The organism is Achromobacter sp. JD417 (assembly GCF_041879325.1).
Taxonomy (GTDB): Bacteria; Pseudomonadota; Gammaproteobacteria; order Burkholderiales; family Burkholderiaceae_B; genus Achromobacter; species Achromobacter mucicolens.
In genome coordinates, this window is sequence record NZ_CP087159.1 from 3,893,796 (window position 1) to 3,913,018 (window position 19,223).

At 65.5% G+C, this 19,223-nt stretch carries 15 protein-coding genes; 5 read left to right on the top strand and 10 right to left on the bottom strand.

Annotated features, from left to right (window positions below):
• Positions 1-197: 197 nt before the first annotated feature.
• Together LN047_RS17965 and LN047_RS17970 are read right to left on the bottom strand one after the other, a co-directional pair.
• Complete coding sequence (locus LN047_RS17965) at positions 198-2,441, bottom strand: TonB-dependent receptor (RefSeq protein WP_373979758.1); 2,244 nt, start codon at positions 2,439-2,441, stop codon at positions 198-200.
• 231 nt (positions 2,442-2,672) lie between these two features.
• A complete protein-coding gene (locus LN047_RS17970) occupies positions 2,673-3,581 on the bottom strand; it encodes a pirin family protein (RefSeq protein WP_373979759.1) in 909 nt (302 codons plus the stop codon).
• Between the two features lie 151 nt (positions 3,582-3,732).
• Between LN047_RS17970 and LN047_RS17975 the strand changes: the two genes are divergently transcribed.
• Entirely contained in the window at positions 3,733-4,641 is a 909-nt protein-coding gene (locus LN047_RS17975; protein ID WP_152384945.1) for a LysR substrate-binding domain-containing protein, read from the top strand.
• 249 nt (positions 4,642-4,890) lie between these two features.
• Positions 4,891-7,596 carry an aconitate hydratase AcnA gene (gene acnA, locus LN047_RS17980; RefSeq protein WP_373979760.1) on the top strand — a complete coding sequence of 902 codons (2,706 nt, stop codon included), beginning with the start codon at positions 4,891-4,893 and terminating at the stop codon, positions 7,594-7,596.
• A 315-nt stretch (positions 7,597-7,911) separates the two neighbouring features.
• Here the strand turns inward: acnA and LN047_RS17985 are convergent, their stop codons facing one another.
• Positions 7,912-8,685, bottom strand: coding sequence for a class III extradiol ring-cleavage dioxygenase (locus tag LN047_RS17985; protein WP_226846342.1), 774 nt, complete (start codon positions 8,683-8,685; stop codon positions 7,912-7,914).
• A gap of 230 nt (positions 8,686-8,915) precedes the next feature.
• On the opposite strand from LN047_RS17985, the gene LN047_RS17990 reads away from it, so the two are divergent.
• From LN047_RS17990 to efp, 3 genes are all read left to right on the top strand, one after another.
• The gene (locus LN047_RS17990; protein WP_152384947.1) at positions 8,916-10,118 is read left to right on the top strand and encodes a DUF2863 family protein; all 1,203 of its coding nucleotides are present in this window, start codon (positions 8,916-8,918) and stop codon (positions 10,116-10,118) included.
• A 7-nt stretch (positions 10,119-10,125) separates the two neighbouring features.
• A complete protein-coding gene (gene earP, locus LN047_RS17995; RefSeq protein WP_373979761.1) occupies positions 10,126-11,238 on the top strand; it encodes an elongation factor P maturation arginine rhamnosyltransferase EarP in 1,113 nt (370 codons plus the stop codon).
• Positions 11,239-11,366: 128 nt separating this feature from the next.
• Positions 11,367-11,927: an elongation factor P gene (gene efp / locus LN047_RS18000; RefSeq protein ID WP_006225610.1), complete on the top strand. Its 561-nt coding sequence runs from the start codon at positions 11,367-11,369 to the stop codon at positions 11,925-11,927.
• Positions 11,928-11,973: 46 nt separating this feature from the next.
• On the opposite strand, the gene LN047_RS18005 is transcribed toward efp, so the two are convergent.
• From LN047_RS18005 to LN047_RS18035, 7 genes are all read right to left on the bottom strand, one after another.
• Positions 11,974-12,432: a DUF1178 family protein gene (locus LN047_RS18005; RefSeq protein ID WP_175235458.1), complete on the bottom strand. Its 459-nt coding sequence runs from the start codon at positions 12,430-12,432 to the stop codon at positions 11,974-11,976.
• A gap of 46 nt (positions 12,433-12,478) precedes the next feature.
• Entirely contained in the window at positions 12,479-13,183 is a 705-nt protein-coding gene (locus LN047_RS18010; RefSeq protein ID WP_373979762.1) for a DUF2968 domain-containing protein, read from the bottom strand.
• A gap of 118 nt (positions 13,184-13,301) precedes the next feature.
• The gene (locus LN047_RS18015; protein WP_373979763.1) at positions 13,302-14,690 is read right to left on the bottom strand and encodes a sigma 54-interacting transcriptional regulator; all 1,389 of its coding nucleotides are present in this window, start codon (positions 14,688-14,690) and stop codon (positions 13,302-13,304) included.
• Positions 14,691-14,739: 49 nt separating this feature from the next.
• Positions 14,740-16,782, bottom strand: a complete 2,043-nt coding sequence (locus LN047_RS18020; protein ID WP_373979764.1) for a TadG family pilus assembly protein — start codon at positions 16,780-16,782, stop codon at positions 14,740-14,742.
• 102 nt (positions 16,783-16,884) lie between these two features.
• Positions 16,885-17,340 carry a DUF3613 domain-containing protein gene (locus LN047_RS18025; RefSeq protein WP_373979765.1) on the bottom strand — a complete coding sequence of 152 codons (456 nt, stop codon included), beginning with the start codon at positions 17,338-17,340 and terminating at the stop codon, positions 16,885-16,887.
• 22 nt (positions 17,341-17,362) lie between these two features.
• Positions 17,363-18,226, bottom strand: coding sequence for a tetratricopeptide repeat protein (locus LN047_RS18030; RefSeq protein WP_373979766.1), 864 nt, complete (start codon positions 18,224-18,226; stop codon positions 17,363-17,365).
• On the bottom strand, positions 18,226-19,215 hold the full coding sequence (locus tag LN047_RS18035) for a type II secretion system F family protein (protein ID WP_373979767.1): 990 nt from the start codon (positions 19,213-19,215) through the stop codon (positions 18,226-18,228). The genes LN047_RS18030 and LN047_RS18035 overlap by 1 nt, the downstream gene beginning before the upstream one ends.
• Between the last annotated feature and the right edge of the window lie 8 nt (positions 19,216-19,223).

The window sequence follows — 19,223 nt, forward strand, 5'->3', positions numbered from 1 at the left end:
CCCCGGTCTGATACCCGCTGAATTGCCCCGGTGTCTGACACCCCCTGAGACGTCACCGCAGGCTGAGGATCATCTCCCCAGGGTGTCAGACACCTTGTATCACCTTCAACACACCTTCAACCCGCCTCGCCCTGCACGAGCGAAAAAAAATCCCGGCGAGCCGGGATTTTTTCTGCGTGGGCGGTCGCCCGCCGCGATCAGAAGTCCATGCTGGCCGACAGCGAGAACGTGCGCGGGCCGCCCAGGACGAGGTAGCCAGCGTTCGGGTAGCCGCCGACAGAGGCCCAATAGTTTCGATTAGCAATATTTTCGACACGCGCGCGCAGCGTCAGCGTGTGGCCTCCCACATCCGTCATGTATCGCACCCCGGCGTCGAAGCGCGTCCAACTAGGGACCTTCAGGGTGTTTTGCGCGTTTGCATACGACGAACCCGTATAGACGACGCGACCGTCTACCGTCAGGCCGTGAACGCCAGGAATGTCCCACTCTGCGCCCATTGTGCTCTGGAACCGCGGCACGCCGATCACGCGATTGCCATCTATGGCGGAATCGCCTGTGGAACGCTGTTCGGCATCTAGCCACGTGAATCCACCTAGCAAGCGCACGCTCCGCGTCACCTCACCAAAAACGTTCAATTCGACGCCTTGATGACGGTCCTTCCCTGCCTCTTTAAAAGTCAGGTCATTGAGATCAGTGTAAGCGCGAGGCTTGTCGGTGGTGAAAAGGGCCAAGGTGGAACCGAAGTACTCGCCTTCGTACTTAACTCCAACTTCCTTCTGCTTAGAAACATAAGGGGCCAATATCTGGCCAGCATTTACGACATTGAACGTTCCTGAGCCCGTGGAAACTGTATTAGGCGCCGTCTCTCCGGCGACCAACGCCTCAATGTAATTCGCGTAAAGCGACACGTTGGGCGAAACTTTGACTACAAGGCCGGCGGCCGGTGAATTATGACTTGCATCATCCGATCCCTTTTCTTTGCCGCTGTTGTAGTCATAGCTACGGCTGGACAAGCGTTGGTGCCGGATACCCGCGGTCAATAGAACACGATCGTCGAAAAATGACATCGTGTCGCCAAACGCATAGCTGCTTGTCTGAATGCGCCCGGTCAGCAACGGGTCGTCCATATTGCCCACGGTATTCGTCAAAGGCGGCGCGTCGTAGTACGAAACGGGGTTGTATAAGTTGGTTGGAAGCACACCGCCCGTAGCGTAAGCGTTGTCTTTTTTCAATTGAAAGAAGGAGGCCGAAACAACGAGTTTATGACCGACGGGGCCAGTTCGAACGTTAGCCCGAAGTCCGAATTCGCCTGTATCTACTTGATCTTCGCGAACATTATCAAACCGCGAAAACTGTGCAGCGCCAGTGCTCCCATTCTTGACAGTCACGTTACCCAGAGAATTGGACTCGTCACTACGGCGAAAACCGTATGCCGCCCAGCCCGTCAACTTGTCGCTGAAATCGTGTTCCGCTCGGAATGTGCCGAAAACATCTCGTTCATTGGAATATGACCACGGCTGCGCGTAGTTCGAGCTCGCGTCGGGCGCATCGGGAACTACGGTCACTTCTTTGGCCAACGTCACGTTCGGACGCGCGCGCTTCAGCTTGTTTTCCTGCCACCCAATATCTGCCGACAAACGCGTGTCTGCAGACCGCCAATCAAGTCCTAAGGAAACCAAGCTCGTACGGGAATGCTCATCATCAATGCCGGTATCGCCGCTGCGCTGGGCAGCGTTGAGCCGAATGCCCGTGCTTTCGTCAGGCCCGAATCGCCGAGCGATATCGGTAGACGCCAAAAACTGGCCACCGCTGGATACGCCAGTGGTGACTCGCGTCAAAGGTTCGTTAGGCGCGCGCTTAGGCACGAGGTTGATCACACCGCCGATGCCACCGCCGCTGGGAGGAGCGCCTGTCAAAAACGCCGACGCCCCGCGCAGTACTTCCACGCGCTCGAAGAGCTCCGTGGCGATGTACTGACGGGGCAGCAGGCTGTACAGGCCGTTGTAGGCCACATCATCCGAACTCAGAATGAAGCCGCGAATGAAGTAAGACTCCTGGAAGTTGCCAAAACCCCGCGCCACGCGCACGCCCGAGTCGTTCTGCAGCACGTCGCCCACGCTCTTGGCCTGGCGGTCCTGGATCAGCTCGTTGGTGTAGCTGGTGACGCTGAACGGCGTGTTCATGAAGTCCTCGGTGCCGAGGATGCCGACACGGCCGCCGCGGGCCACCTGCCCGCCCGCGAACGGCGCAGACAGACCGCCGGCCGATGCGTCCGCGCTGGCCTCGACCCGGATGGCGTCCATCGAGGTCACGGAGCCGCTGGTCGTGGCGGGCTGAGTCTGGGGAGCGGTCTGGGGAGCGGTCTGGGGAGCGGTCTGGGCGTGGACGGCGCCAAAGCACGGCAAGGCGGCGGCCATGCAAGCGAGAGTTCTGATTTTCATATCGGGGCGCTGGTAAAGCGGAAGCGGGTCCGCGTTGCGGTGGGGAGATCCGCAAAAACCCGATTCGAATCGCGTGGCTATCCGGGGTGACCGGCGCCATCCAAGCACATTCGCGGTTGGGGTCTTGAGGTCTGACCGCGACGATGTTACCAAAGGAGAATCGTTCTCATTGATTCTCTCAAACAGAATTGAGGCTCGGCGTTGCGGCCAAGCAACATATCCGGCGACGATTCAGCAGGTCGTCAGCGCATCGGCCGGTTCGGTTTCCCCGTACGCCGCCAACGCCTCGGCAAGCGCCCCGTCCGCGTCAGGCAACGCCGCGTCCCCCTGCTGCGGCACTTCCCCCACCGCCGAGCCCGCCACCAGCACGAAGTGCACGGGCTTCTTGCCGGCCATCAGCAACAGGACCCCTTCTTCACCGTCCCGCGTGGCGCCCGCCACCGCGGCGCTGCCGGCGGGCACGACCGCAAAGTCCGGATCGCCGCCCGCCACCTTGGGCAGTGGCGCCGCACCTTTGCTGCAATGCCTGGCGCGCACGCCCAGGTCGCCCTGGATGGCGTAGAACCAAGCGTTCCAGCCGGGCGGCATGGGCACCAGGGTGGTCGCACCAGGCCGTAGCCAGCCGTCCAGGATCAGCAACGGTTCGGGCGTGCGCAAGGGCGACTCCAGCCCCCCGAATCGGCCCGACACGACCCGGACCTTGCCCGAAGGCGCCTGGATGACAGGCATGTCCGCGGCGCGCAGCATCGAGGTCATGGGCGGCAAGGATTTCAGGTGCGCCGGATGATCGATGAAGATCTGCAGGCCGTGCAGCCGGGCCTCTCCCACCGGCCGCTGCGCGTGCACGATGCCGCGCCCGGCCTGCGTCCAGTGCAGGTCGCCCGCGTGAATGCCCTGGTTGTTCTCGATACCGTCCAGGCTTTGCATGACGCCGGTGCTGTCTTCCAGCATCAGGGTCGCGGCGCTGATGCCCGCGTGCGTGAGCGGTTCGAAGGTCGGCCCCGTCATGACGAAGTGATCCACCAGCACCACGGGCGAGATGCACCGCGAGAAATCGGTATGGCGAAACTGGCGGATAGTGCAGGCGTCGCCCATGTAGCGGCTGGAGCCCGGAACGACGGCGCTAAGGTGGAGAGTCAAAAAATGCTGCCTTGCTGTTTGCTGAACATGTATTGCCGCGACAGCTTATGAGTTCGGACCGCCGGACAGTAGGGGCCAATTTCAGGAATAATTGTCCCGGCTGTCAGGACAATGCCAGCCAATATTCCGAATTCCCCTATTAAAACGCTGTATGCCTAACTACGTTCACCGCCTTGAAGACCTGCTGCTTTTCAGCGAAGTCGTTGAAAAAGGCGGCTTCTCGGCGGCCGCACGTGTGTTGAATATGCAACGTTCCAAGCTGAGCCGCCGAATTGCCGAGCTGGAAGCGCGCCTGGGCGTGCGGCTGCTTCAGCGCAATACGCGACGCGTGTCGCTTACCCCGATGGGCGAACAGATTCATGCCCACGCCAAAGCGCTGGCCCGCGAAGCGCGCAGTGTCTTCGACCTGGCCGCGTCCATGGGCGATGCGCCCGCCGGCATGCTGCGCATCACCGCGCCCTCGCCGCTTGCGACCCGGATTCTGGGCGGCCTGGTCGCCCGCTTTTGCGCGGAGCACCCCCGCGTGCGCGTGCTGCTGGACACGCGAGACCAGATCATCGACCTGGTCGGCGAAGGGTACGACCTGGGCTTTCGCGCCCAGTCATCGTCGCTGACCGACGCCCGGTTGAATGCGATCGAAATCTCCGCCGTGCCGATGGCGTTGGTGTGCAGCCCGGCGATGGCCAAATCCCCGCCGCGTCACCCGCGCGACCTGGCCACCCTGCCCCTGCTTGCCCACGGCACGCAGGACGGCCTGCACACCTGGCGCTTGACCGGCCCGGGCGGCGAAATGGAAGCGGTGGAATTCCAGCCCCGCAGCCTGAGCAGCAATATGGACACGCTGCGCGCCATGGCGGCGGCGGGCCTGGGTCTGGCGCTGGTGCCGCGCTATCTGTGCGGCGACGATCTCGATCAAGGCCGGCTGGCGCGCATCCTGCCCGACTGGACGCCCGCGCCCGCCCGCATCTACGCCGTCATGCCGGCACGTTGCGGCGAGCCGCTGGCCTTGAAGCGCTTTCTTGAATTCACGGCGGCTGAATTGCCCGCATACCTGACCTGAAGCGCGCCTTCCGGAGCACAGGGCCTTGCAGGCTTGGCGCGCGTCCGCCAAAGTAAGGGTTTCGCCGAATCCGAACCGGTCTGGCGCGATACGGGGCCGGAACTTTGACGTGCCGCTCAAGTCTTATATAAGATATAAGACACAAACCAAGATATAGACCCTCGGCCAACTTGTCCAAGAGACAATGACAAACTCGCCGAAACGCCTGAAAATGCCGCCTTCAGCCTGGGCAAAACCACGGAGTCCATCATGCCGCACAACACCCTAGACACACTCAAGAATTTCAAGATCGGCAACAAGTCCTGTCAGTTCTATTCGCTGCCGGCGCTGGGCAAGTCGCTTGGCATCGATGTGCAGCGGCTGCCGGTCTCCATCCGCATCGTGCTGGAATCCGTGCTGCGCAACTGCGACGGCAAGAAGGTTACCGAAGAACACGTCCGTCAACTGGCCAACTGGCAAGCCAACGCCAAGCGCGAAGATGAAATTCCGTTTGTGGTCGCCCGCGTCGTGCTGCAGGACTTCACCGGCGTGCCGCTGCTGGCCGATATCGCCGCCATGCGTTCGGTTGCCGACAAGATGGGCAAGAGCCCCAAGAGCATCGAGCCCCTGGTGCCCGTGGACCTGGTGGTGGACCACTCGGTCATGATCGACTACTTCGGCACCAAAAACGCGCTGGACTTGAACATGAAGCTGGAGTTCAAGCGCAATCAAGAGCGCTACCAGTTCATGAAGTGGGGCATGCAGGCGTTCGACACCTTTGGCGTCGTGCCCCCGGGCTTTGGCATCGTCCACCAGGTCAACCTGGAATACCTGGCGCGCGGCGTGCACCAGGACAAGAAAAATAACGTCTATTACCCCGACTCGCTGGTGGGCACCGACAGCCACACCACGATGATCAACGGCATCGGCGTGGTCGGCTGGGGCGTGGGCGGCATCGAGGCCGAAGCCGGCATGCTGGGCCAGCCCGTGTACTTCCTGACGCCGGACGTGGTGGGCGTCGAGCTCAAGGGCCAGCTGCGCGGCGGCGTCACCGCCACCGACCTGGTGCTGACCATCACCGAAATGCTCCGCCGTGAAAAGGTGGTGGGCAAGTTCGTCGAATTCTGCGGCGAAGGCACCGCCAGCCTGACCGTGGCCGAACGCGCCACCATCGGCAACATGGCGCCGGAATACGGCGCCACCATGGGCTTTTTCCCGGTCGACGAACGCACCATCGACTACTTCCGCGGCACCGGCCGCACCGAAGAGGAAATCGCCGCCTTCGAGGCCTATTTCAAGGCGCAGAAGATGTTCGGCGTGCCCGCGTCCAAGGACATCAATTTCACCAAGCTGCTGACGCTGGACCTGTCCACCGTCGCGCCGTCGCTGGCGGGCCCGAAGCGCCCGCAAGACCGCATCGAAATCGGCAACGTCAAGAACACGTTCATCGACCTGTTCTCCAAGCCGGTGGCCGAAAACGGCTTCAACCAGCCCGCCGAAAAGCTCGACCAGACCTTCACGACCACCGCCGGCACCAAGATCAAGAACGGCGACATCCTGATCGCGGCCATCACGTCCTGCACCAACACGTCCAACCCCAGCGTGCTGCTGGCGGCGGGTCTGTTGGCCAAAAAGGCCGTGGAAGCCGGCCTGACCGTGCCCAAGCACATCAAGACCTCGCTCGCCCCCGGATCCCGCGTCGTCACCGAATACCTGACCAAGACGGGCCTCTTGCCCTACCTGGAAAAGCTCGGGTTCGACGTGGCCGCCTACGGCTGCACGACCTGCATCGGCAACGCCGGCGACCTGACCCCGGACTTGAACGAAGCCATCACCAGCAACGACCTGGTGTGTTCGGCCGTGCTCTCGGGCAACCGCAACTTCGAGGCGCGCATTCACCCGAACATCAAGGCCAACTTCCTGGCCTCGCCCCCGCTGGTCGTGGCCTATGCGCTGGCCGGCACCGTGACGCGCGACCTGATGACCGAGCCGGTGGGCCGCGGCAAGAACGGCGACGTGTGGCTGGGCAACATCTGGCCGACCACCGAGGAAATCGACGCGCTGCTCAAGTACGCGCTGGACCCGGAGGCCTTCGAAGCCAACTACGGCCAGGTCAAGAGCAATCCCGGCAAGCTCTGGGAAAACATCAAGGGCGTCACCGGCGACACCTACAACTGGCCCGATTCCACCTACATCGCCGAGCCGCCCTTCTTCGAGGGCTTCGGCATGACCCCGGGCGCGATGCCCACGGTCAAGGGTGCGCGCGCGCTGGGGGTGTTTGGCGATTCGGTCACCACCGACCACATCTCGCCCGCCGGTTCCATCAAGGAAAGCTCGCCCGCGGGCAAGTGGCTGAAGGAACACGGCGTCATGAAGGCCGACTTCAACAGCTACGGCTCGCGCCGCGGCAACCACGAAATCATGATGCGCGGCACGTTCGCCAACGTGCGGATCAAGAACCTCATGATTCCGGCGCTGCCCGACGGCAGCCGCTTCGAAGGCGGCGAAACGCTGTTCCAGCCCACCGGCGAACAGATGTCGATCTATGACGCCGCCATGAAGTACGTCGCAGCCGGCACGCCCACCGTGGTGTTCGGCGGCGAAGAGTACGGCACCGGCTCGTCGCGCGACTGGGCCGCCAAGGGCACCCAGCTGCTGGGCGTCAAGGCGGTCATCACCCGCAGCTTCGAACGCATCCACCGCAGCAACCTGGTGGGCATGGGCGTGCTGCCCCTGCAGTTCAAGGGTAACGACAGCGTGCAATCGCTGGGCATCACGGGTGAAGAAACGTACGACATCTCCGGCCTGGAAAACGGCATCAAGCCGATGCAGGACGTGACGCTGACGATCACGCGCAAGGACGGTTCCAAGCAGGACGTGACCGTGCTGCTGCGTATCGATACGCCGATCGAGGTGGATTACTACCAGCACGGAGGCATCCTGCCGTTCGTGTTGCGCCAACTGCTGGCGGCGTAAAAGGCCCCCACGCCGCACTCGCTTCGCTCGCTTGCTGCCCCCCAAGGGGGCGGCCCCGCCTTCGGGCGGCCGGGCGGCGGGGCGGCAATTCTTCTGCAGAACGCCCCGGGACCTTGCGGTTCCGGGGCGTTTTTCATTGGCCCGGCGTCATGATTCGGCAGGTGTCTGACGCCCCCCGGAGATGGCCTTGGGCTTGCCGCTATTTTTCAGCGGGTGTCAAACACCTGGTCATGATTCGGCAGGTGTCTGACACCCTCCGGAGATGGTCTTGGGCTTGCCGCTTTGCCTCAGCGGGTGTCAGACACCTGGTCATATTTAATCGAACTGATAGGCGTCCATCGCCAGCGCGCCATACGACACTTCGTCGTTCAGGCGCTTTGCCTTTTCTCCGCCCGCGCCCAGCGCCACGTACAGCGGCATCAGGTGGTCGTCGTGCGGGTGCGCCTGCATCGCGCCGGGCGCCTGCGCCTGCCAGTCCAGCAGCGCGGGCACGTCGTGGTGCGCCAGCTTGTCGGCGTACCACGCTTGAAATCCCGGCACATAGTCCGCCGCGGGCGCGTTCTGCGGCATGCGGACGTGGCGCAGGTTGTGCGTCAGCGACCCCGAGCCAATGATCAGGATGTCTTCGTCGCGCAGGCGCGTCAGCGCGCGGCCCAGTTCCATCTGGCCGGCCGCGTCGCGGCCCATGTCCAGCGACAGTTGCACGACGGGCACGTCCACGTCTGGATACAGGTAGCGCAGCGGCACCCAGGCGCCGTGGTCCAGCGGACGGCGCGGATCGCGGTCGGCGGTGATGCCCGATTCCGCCAGCAGCGCCTGCACGCGCGCGGCCAGTTCGGGCGATCCGGGCGCGGCGTATTGCAGCGCATAGAGCTCGGCCGGGAATCCGCCAAAATCGTGCCAGGCAACCTGCTGGTCACGGGTCGACAGCGCCAGGCCTTCGCCCATCCAGTGCGGCGAAACCACCAGAATGCCGCGCGGCTTGCGGCCCTGCGCGGCGCTCCAATCGGCCAGCGCGGGGCCGGTCCGGCCGGGCTCGACGGCCAGCATGGGAGAACCGTGGGAAACGAAAAGCGTAGGCCAACGCATGGCGATGCCTCCAGAAGCAATTAACGATGCTCACATTGTCAGCCGATTCAAATGCGCAATAAACCCCCTTCATGGGGATTGTCTGTTGCCCGATCAGCATCAATCCGTCTTCCTGCGGATCCCGCCGGCCGCCCCGGCGGCGTCCGGCGCAGGGCGAACCTCGCGCCCCCGCCGCGAGTGCCGGGCGTTAAACTACGTCGTTACACACTGAATGGACGTCCCCCGAAGTTATGGCCCGATCCCGCAGCCAATCCGCTCCCCGCATGACCCGTGACGCCACCCGGCTGGTCGCGCTTGCCCAGTCGCTGAATCGCTCGGGCAGCCGCGTCGAAGACGTCTTTTGGGAGACCCAGCTTGGCGAAGCGATCCCGAAGCTGCTCAAGGCCGGTCAGGATGCGCCGCTTGAAGCGGCGCTGGACCACCTTGCCCAAAGCGACGTAGGCGCCTACGAGGTCCTGATCGAACAGGCCGAAACCCTGTCCGAATCGATGAAGATCGAGAAAAACGGCGTCCGGTACGACGTACTGCTGATCGTCGCGCCCATCGTCGCCTGGACCCGCTATGCCATTCCGACCGGCCCGATTTCCGCCAGCGCGCAGCAGGCCCTGCTGGCGCAGCTTCATGGGCACGTCCTTTCCAGCAACGCGCGCACCGCGCTGATGCCCATGCTGGTCAGCGTGGACCAGATGCCGCGCACGTTCTCCGAGACCTGGCAGTGGCTGCAACGCCTGGGCGCACAAGCGCTGGGCGCCGAAACCACCAAGCCGGCGCTCAATACCGACACCGAAACGGCCAACATGCTGGCCGACACGCGCTATATCGTCGGCACGGTGGCCGTGCCCGAGGGCGAGCCGATCTTCCGCTGGCAGGAACACGTGGGCGATGCCGACGCCAGCCGCGATGCGTGCCTGGCGCAATGGGCGGCGCAAGCGCAGCCCACGCTGGCCGCGCTGCTGCCCGGCTGCGGTTTTGAAGCCCTGCTGCCCGATGCCTACTACGTCAGCAACCGCGAAGCCGATCGCCAGGTTCGTCCGCTGTCGCTGCGCGCGGCGGTCAGCTGGCTGGAAGGCGCCGTCAACCTTGAAGCCGCGCAATTGCGGGCGGTCGTGGCCGGCTGCGGCGAAGGCCGCATCGACGAATACCGCATCGGCTTTACCGCGCGCAACAGCAACGACGTGTACTACGGCTGCGTCTGGCCGCTGTACGGCCGCGAGGAAGACCTGGTCATGGACGAGGGCCAGCCCGACGTGGTCGACGAGATCGCGGCGCTGCTGAAGGAATACGGCGTGACCGACGTGCGCCGCATCCCCGGCGTGCTCCCGCCCGAATACTGCGAGGACTGCGGCGCGCCCTACTTCCCCAATCCCCTGGGCGAACTGGTGCATGCCGAGCTGCCCGAGGACGCCGAGGCCGCGCCCGCCCAGTTCCACTAGGCCAGCCATGCAAGCGGACATCTTCTGCCGGGTCGTCGACAACTACGGCGACATCGGCGTGTGCTGGCGCCTGGCGCGCCAGCTTGCGCGCGATTTCCACTGGGATGTCCGCCTGTGGGTCGATGACCTGACCAGTTTCGCGCACATCCAGCCCGGCATCGTGCCGGGCGCCGCGCGCCAGCAACTGGCGGGCGTCGATATCGTGCACTGGCCGGAAACGCCCGACGCCGCGCTGCAGGCGCGCGACGTCGTGATCGAAGCGTTCGCGTGCGACCCGCCCGCGGCGTTCATCGCGTCCATGCGCCGCACCCATCCCGTCTGGATCAACCTGGAATACCTGAGCGCCGAGGCCTGGGTCGAAAGCTGCCACGGCCTGCCGTCGCAGCGGCCGGACGGTCTGGTGAAGCACTTTTTCTTCCCCGGCTTCACTGCCGCCACCGGCGGCCTGCTGCGCGAGCCGGCCCTGGCCGCGGAACGCGAAGCGCTGCAAGGGTCGGCCGGCTTGCAAGAGGCCTTCCTGCGATCGGCCGGGGTGCCGGACGATGCGCTCGCCCTGCGGCGCGATGGCGCCCGTACCGTATCCCTGTTCTGCTACCCGTCCGCGCCGGCGGGTGAACTGGCGCAGGCGCTGGCGGCCGAGGCGCGTCCCACCCTGCTGCTGGTTCCGCAAGGCGTCGCGCCGGCGCTGGAAGCCGCCTGCCAGACGGCAGGATCGCCACGCGTCGTCCGCCTGCCCTTTCTGGCCCAGCCCGATTACGACCGCCTGCTGTGGTGCGCCGACCTCAATTTCGTGCGCGGCGAAGATTCCTTCGTGCGAGCCGCCTGGGCCGCGCGCCCGCTGGTATGGCAGATCTATCCGCAGGACGAAAACGTCCATCTGGAAAAACTGGAGGCCTGGCTGGCACGCTATCCGGCCCCCGAATCCGCCCACGCGCTGATCCGCGCCTGGAACCAGTCCGAACCAGGCCGCACGGCCCCGGCCATCACGGCTGCGCTGGCGCCCGACGCCTGGCCGGCATGGGTGGACGCGGCGCACGCCTGGAACGCCAGCCAGTCCGCGCTACCCGGTCTGGCGGAAAATCTGGCCGCATTTTGCGCAGAGTTGGCCAAGAAACGCTAGAATAGAGAGTTTTCTGAGTCGCCCTGAATGTGTCGGGCCTCAACTATGACGCCTCCCGGGGTGTGCAAAAGCCTGATGCGGCTTATGCAAGCACGGCGAGTGCACCCATCACCCCCGGAGTTTTATCGATGAAAACCGCTCAGGAATTGCGAGTCGGCAACGTGGTCATGGTCGGCAAGGATCCCCTCGTGGTCCAGAAGGCCGAATACAACAAGTCGGGCCGTAACGCCGCCGTCGTCAAGCTGAAGTTCAAGAACCTGCTGACCGCCTCGGCCAGCGAATCGGTCTACAAGGCCGACGAAAAGTTCGAAGTCGTTCAACTGGATCGCAAGGAATGCACGTATTCCTACTTCGGCGACCCGATGTACGTCTTCATGGACGAAGAGTACAACCAGTACGAAATCGAAGCCGAAAGCATGGGCGACGCCCTGAACTACCTGGAAGAAGCGATGCCCGTGGAAGTGGTCTTCTACGACGGCCGCGCCATCTCGGTTGAACTGCCCACCACGCTCGTGCGCGAAATCACCTACACCGAACCCGCCGTCCGTGGCGATACGTCGGGCAAGGTGACCAAGCCGGCCAAGATCAACACCGGCTACGAACTGAACGTGCCGCTGTTCTGCGCCATCGGCGACAAGATCGAAATCGACACCCGCACGAACGAATACCGCAGCCGCGTCAACAACTGATCCGGCCCAGCGTCAAAAAGCCAGACCTTGCGGTCTGGCTTTTTTATTACTGCAGCCGTTCGTCGTCCAGGAAGTCGGGCACGGCCATGACTTCAATGCCGTCTTCGGCCAGGGCTTCGCGTTCTTCGACGGTGGCGGTGCCCCGGATCGGGCGGTCGTCGGCATCGCCTTCGTGGATGCGGCGCGCTTCTTCGGCAAAGCGCGGGCCGACGTTTTCGGTGCTGCGCACCAGCGCCCGCACCTGACGCATGACGGCGGCCTGCAAGGCAGCCATCTTTTCGGCGTCGGACGCGCCGGGCGGCACCAGGGGCTGAGCGGCAGGCGCATGCAGGTGCGCGACGTTCAGGCGGGGCGCGGACAGGCGCTTGGTGATAGTGGCCGACCCGCAGACCGGACACGTGACGAGGCCACGCGCCTGCTGCGCATCGTAGTCTTCGTGCGACCCGAACCAGCCTTCAAAAACGTGGCTGTGGTCGCACTCGAGGTCAAAAACTTTCAGTGCCATGGCGTCTATATGGGGTGCCGCGCCCAAAGTACAAGGCGCGCAGCATTTACTTGCCCCGGTTTTGCGCTGGCGTGTTGCCTACCTGCGCCTGCTGCGCCTGCAAGGCGTCGATCTGGCGTTGCAAGTCGCGCAATTGCTGACGCACGTCCTTCTGCTGCCCCGCGAGCGCCGACGCCTCCTCGCGCGATTGCGCCTGGCGGGCGGCGACCTGCTCTTCCTGCTGCAGGCGCGCCGTGCGGTCGGCCTGCAGGGCGCTCAGCTCGGCGCTGCGGCTGGCCAGCAGCTTCTCGGCATGCGCATTCTCGGCCTGCATCTTGATGCGCTTGATGTCCACCTCGGCCAGCTCGGCGGACTGGGCGACGAAGGCGCGGTAGGTCGCCTCGGCCTGCTTGTCCGACTTGGTCTTGACCACCCGCCAGAAGTCCTTCTGCTGGAACAGGGCCACGTAATAGGTCAGGTCATCCGGCTTGAACAGCAGGCTGGCGCCGTAGGTACCGTTGTAGGCCGTGCGCAGTTCCGACACCTGCCGGCTCTGGATCAATGCTTGCAGCTCGGACAGCGTGGAGGCGGGACGCGCGGCCTGCGGCGGCGCGGGGGGAGTTACCGGCGTGGCGGGCGCCTGCGTGTCCTCGACCTGCTTCACCGTGGGACGGGGCGCTTGCGGTTGGGCGCTGGCGCACGCGGCCAGACCCGACAGGGACGTGCCCAACAACACCATGCGGGCGGCGCCTCGGATAACTTGGACGTTCATGTTTCCCCCAAAAAATTGGTTGCGGCACTATATCAATTTATTTCTGAGCGCAGCGCAGTAGCCGCGTTTTCCGCAAAGCAAATTGTGGCCTGGTGCGGGCCATTCCCTATTGCGGTGTTCATACCGTCCCGGCGACGCCTTCGGCGGATTCGCCTTGGGCGCCCCCCAGCTGAAGCTTGCGCATTTTTTCCCACAGCACCTTGCGGCTGATGCCCAGCGTGTGTGCGGTGTCCTGGCGCCGCCATCCATTGGCATCCAGCGCAGCCAGCACGCGTTCGCGTTCGGCGCGCTCCGCGTCGGTGAATGCGGCGGGTTCGGTCCGGGCCGGAGCGCCGGCTGGCCGCAGCGGCTGGTCCAGCTGATCGAAGATGCGCTCGATCCGCGACGGATCCCACGCCTGAAACTGGCGCCGCACGATGGCGACGCGCTCGGCGACATTCGAAAGTTCGCGCACGTTGCCCTCGAAGCGCGTGCGCGCGACGCGTTCCAGCAGCCAGGACGGCGGCTCGTCCTTTACGCCCTGGTTCAGCAGCAAGGCACGAAAGATAGCGCCCTTCTCGTGCGGGCCGCGCTGTTCCAGATTGGGAATGCGCAGCTCGATGACCGCCAGCCGGTAATACAGGTCAGCACGGAATTCGCCCTGCCCCACCAGCCCCCGCAGATCCTTGTTGGTGGCCGCGACCAGCCGGAAGTCCACCGGCACCTCGGCCGTCGCGCCCAGCCGCGTCACCGTGTTCTGCTCCAGCACGCGCAAGAGCTTGACTTGCTGATACAGCGGCAGATCGCCGATCTCGTCCAGAAATAACGTTCCGCCCTGGGCCTGCTCGAAATAGCCCTTGTGCGCGCCGATCGCGCCGGTGAACGCGCCCTTGGCGTGGCCGAAAAAATGCGCTTCGAAAAGGCCTTCGGGGATCGCCCCGCAATTGACCGCGACGAAGGGGCCGTCGCGCCAAGCGGCCTCGTCATGCAGCAGGCGCGCGATGCGTTCCTTGCCCACGCCGGTTTCGCCGTGAACCAACACGTTGCTGCGGCAGTCCGCATAGATCTGCGCTTCGGCCAGCAGCTCCTGCATGGCCGCAGACACCGCCACCAGCGGCTGCTCGCGACGGGGCGCGGTGCGGTCCAGCCGGTTCAGCGTGCCCAGCAATTCGACCAGCAGCTTGCGCAGATCCGCACTGGTGAAGGTCAACGGCAGCGTGTACGAATATTCCGGCGGGTAGAAGCGCGGATCCCGTCCGCGCGCTTCCGCGGCCACCCAGATGACCGGCATCCCTTGCGCCGCCAGCCAGTCATAGCCGTTGAAGCGCTTGTCGCCCATCACCGATACGGACACCAGCGCCACCGCGCGCCGGGTCGCGTCGCGCGGCGGCGGAAACGCCGTGCCGGCGTCGGCGCGCACCAGCGACACGTCCATGCCTGCCAGGCAGCGCTCGGCGCGGCTGGCAATGTCGGAGGCGCCTTCCCAGACGTACACGTCGAACGCTTCGTGCGCGAAAGTCTCGCTCATCGCTTGGTCCATGCGGGAAAGAAGGGAACGAAAGTCAGGCACGTCGTCATCAGTACACCAGGCGGGGCTTGCCGCAATCCACGGAGATCAGGGAAACGTCGGTCTGGCCCACGCTCAGGCCCAACACGCCGAGCAACTGCTGCAGTACGTTCGAGAGCGAACCGAGCAACGGGTCCAGCAGCACCATGACCACCGACAGCACGCCGCCAACCTGACCGCTGCCGTTCAGGGCGAGCGTGCCGACCGCGTCGACCCGGCACTGCCGGATCGCGTCGGGCGTCAGCGCCAGGGCGCACGTCACGTCGCTCAAGGGGGCCAGCAGCAACGAATTCAGGATGCCGCCCACCAGTTGCAGCGTGCCGCCCAACACCCCGGTCAGGCCGCCTGTCGTGAGGCGCGCACCCAACTGGTCCATCGCGGTCTTGGACCACTGCATGTCGTTGACGACTTTGGAAATCGTCTTGCCCGCGTTGTTCTTGTCGCCGCCCACCAACTGGGTTGCCAGGTCCTTGCGCTGCGTGTCGGTGAGCGGCGTGCCAGTATTGAAAAGGTCGCCCAGGATGCCGCCGATGAGCGCGTCCGACAGGTTGGCAGCCAGCTTGGACAGATCCACGCTGCTGGCGTTGACCGTGGCGGTGGCGTCGGGCGACGGCGGCGCAGTCAGCGTGACCGGCACCGGCGCGGACGACCCGAACACCGGCAGCGTCACCCGCGCCGTCAGCGGCAGGATGCCCAGCACGTTCAGGACCTGATGGCGGCCAATGGCCCCGAAAGCGCTGGGCTCGCAGCGATTCGTGAGCGACTGGAAATTCGCGGCGCTGGCATCGGTGGCGGACGTCATGCCGGGAAAGCGCCCAAGGCACACGCTGGCAGCGGCCGAGGTCACGTCGATCACCGCCTGGTTTTCCTTGAGCGGCGCCTGGCACAGCTGGCGCAGCGCGCCGGTGGACTGCGCCACGCCGATGATGATGGGCAGGTCCACCTGCGTGTTCAGGGTGCTTGCCAGCAACGGCCCGACGAGCGGAATATTGCTGGTATTGACGCGCAGATACACGCGCAGCCCGGCGCTCACCGCCTGCGTGCCCACGCCGCCCACGCCCAGGGAGGGCGGTTCCACGATGCGCACGCGCGCATCCAGGCCCAGCAGCGGCACGCTCAATCCCAGGTTGATGAGATTGCTGCCGTTGGCGATGACCAGCGCGGTTTCGAGAAGGTTGCGCGCGTTGACCTCGGCTTGCAGCGCCGCGCTGGCGTCGCTGCCCACGACATGCAGATCCAGTACGCCGCCGTCGCCGAGCAGCTTCACGGGCAGATTCAGCGGCATCAGGGCGAGGACCGTATTGATGGCGTTGCGCAGCAGCGCGACGTCGGCGCTGGCCGTGCCCTGCTTGTCGATGACGCTGAGTGTCGCGCTCAGCAACTGGCCCAGCGTCAAGGCGTTTAGCGCGGCGAGCTGTTCGGGTGTGCCCACGCCGGTTGCGGCCGACAGCGGCAGGCCCAATGCCTCCAGCAGGCCGGCGGGCGTGATGGCCACGTTGGCCAGTCCCGCGGCGTCCAGGACGTCCAGCTGCGACGGCGAGGCGCCGGCCGTGGCCAGCAGTTGCGACAGCAGGCCGCCGCGTTCCAGACGCAGCAGCCGGGAACCGACCGTGAAGGCCGCCACGGGCGGCGTGCGCGTCGCTACCGCCGCCGCCGACGCCGTGACCCCGCCCACGCCGGGAACTAGATTGGCCAGCTGTTTGCGCACCGTGACGCGCACCGCGTTGTAGGCCTGCCCGCCCGCCGCCTCGAACACATGCATGCCGGTGGCGTCCGATCGCGCCGGATCCCAAACCTGGCATGTCACCGTGAGGTCCGATTCCGAAAAGGTGTCCAGGATGTTCGGCAGATTGGCCAGCGCGGACGCGCGGCCCGCGGCGGCGGCCCGGGTGCAATCGGCGCTGGCGCCCAGGTTCAGGACCTGCACCGCCGACAGCGCCGCCAGATCCGCCGCCTTCTGCATCTCGCGCTTCATGTAGGCGCCATAGCCCAGCTGCAGCACGCCCAGCAACACCGCCGCGACCAGCACCGCGAACACGGCGGCCACGGTCATGCTGCCGCGTTGCCGCGGCGGCGGGCAAGGTCGAGGATGGCCGGCTGACATGCGCTTGCGACTCCGTCTTGGCCTGCGGCGGGAACGAACCGCGGGCCATTCCTATTGAACGTTCGGGATTTCCACGTTGCGGTCGAACCACACGGGAATGGGCTGCTTGAAACTTTCCAGATAACGGTTCCACGCCGCCGTGGACACTGGCCCCAGGATGGGCAAGGCATTGCCCGCGCGCCGGCCGTCGGCCTGCGCCGCCAGCAGGCCGCGCGTCACGTCGCCGAAGGCCTCCTGCCGGGCCGGGGTGGGTGACTCCACTGTCGCCGCCGACGCGGAAGACGCCGTTGATGGCGGCACTGCGGGCGGCAACGGCGTCTGCACCTGCTGCACCACCGGCCGGTCCGGCATCGTGGACGTCGCTGCCACGGCTGCCGACGCAGAAGCCGGCACGGCCGACATGCTGCCCGTCAGTGGGGCATTTGCTTGCGCGATTGCGGTGAACGGCGCCAGCGCCGCGCAGGCGCTGGCCAGAACGAAAGCGGCGAGGGAAATCGGACGCGTCATGACGGAGTTCCTTGACAAGCGGTTATCGCACGATGGGACCATTGCCCAACCCTTCCATCAGCGGGCTCATCATCGGCAGGACGGCCTGCTCGCCTGCGGACACTCGCGTGGGCGACGCCTGGGCCGCAACCGGCGCGAGCTGGCCGCGGATCTGCGCGGCCAGTTGCAGCACCTGCCCGCGCGCTTGCTCGCCCAGTTGCGCGCGGTCCATCACCTGCTGCGCGCGCAGCGCATCGCCTTCCACCAGCAGCAGCACTGCCAGGTTCGCCAGCACCTTGCCGCTTTCCGGCGTCAGTTCCGCCGCCTGCCCCAGCGGCACGCGTGCGCCCGCCGGATCGCCCGCCCGCAGACGCGCGTAGCCCAGGTCGCCCAGGATCCGCGCGTCCATCGGCGACAGCCGCGCCGCCCGCCCGAGGTAGTCGGCCGCCTGATCGAACTGCCCGCGCGCACCGGCGATCAGGCCCAGCCCATGCCAGCCTTCGGCCGCCCGGTCGGTCGCGGTCAGCGCACGGTAGGCCTGCTCGCTCAAGGCTGCCTGGCCCGTCTGGCGCAGCGCCTCGGCGCGCAGGACCGCCACACGCGGATCCTTGCCGAACTTCTGCTCGAAGCCGTCGATATACGCGAGCGAAGCGAAGTAGCGCTCCTGGCGTTGCGCTTCGACGATCAGCGACAGCATCATTTCCGGCTCCTTGGGCCGGCGGCGATTCTCGGCTTCGTCTTCCTTCTGCCGCATCAGCGCCTGTTCCTGCTGCTGTTGCTGAATCAATTGCCAGGCCGATTCCGTCTTGTTGGTCTGGCATCCGCTCAAGCCTGCGCCGATGACCAGCACCGAGGCAGCAAGCCCGCAACGCGCCGCGCGCGACCGGATATTCGTTCCGCCGTCCATCACATCCCTCCCATGCGCGACAAGCCGCGCAACACCGCGATAAATCCCGCGCCGCCCGTCACGATCAACAGGGCGGGAAGCAGCGTCACGATCATGACGCCGGTCATCTTGACCGTGGTCTTGCCCACCTTTTCTTTCAGCTCCAGACGCCGCTTGTCGCGCAGGCGTTCGCCGAACCGGTTCAGGGGCTCCTGTACCGCGCCCCCGTGCTGGTCCACCTGCGCGATGAGACGGCAGATCGCGGACAGGTCGTCGTTGTCGAAACCCGTGGCCATCCTGGCCAGCGACTGCTCGCGCGTGCGGCCGCGTACATAGAGCTCCGAGGCCAGGCGCAGTTCCGACGACAGCACCGGCAACACCTGGCCGAATTCCTTGACCAGCACCTGAAGGCTCTGATCGATGGACAACCCCACGCCTTGCAAAAGACGCAGCAGATCGATCAGCAAGGGCAGCTCGTCGGCCGCCTGCCGGCGGCGGCGCGCAAGACGCCGTTGCACCACCCATTTGGGCAACATGTAGCCCAACGCGAACGCCACGAACGCCGCCACAACGGCACGTAGAGGAATCGCCGGCAACTGCTTGTGCAGGTCCAGCAGGATGACCGCGGCGGGCAGCAGCAGCGCCAGCCCGATCCGGATCAGGACGAAGCGCGAACGCGCCGTGGCGGGCCGCGCATAACCGGCCATGTCGACCAGCTTGCGGTCCTCGGCGGCCAACAGCGCATCCGCAAGGCGGCCCTCGGCGAGGCGTTTGCCAACGGTATCGGCCATCCGCGCCGCCGCAGCCAGCCTGCCCTGCCCATCTTCACGCGTCGCAGCGGGCGCCCCGCCCGCTCGCGCTGCCAGTGCCTGATCCACCACCTGGCGGCTGCGGTCCTGGCTACGCAGTCGCCGCGCCATGCCCAGGCCCAGCACCACCAGCCCGGCCGCCACCAGCATCAGCGCCATCGCCAGCACGGTAGACGCGTTCCAGGATTGCAGGATGTCCATGCGGCGCC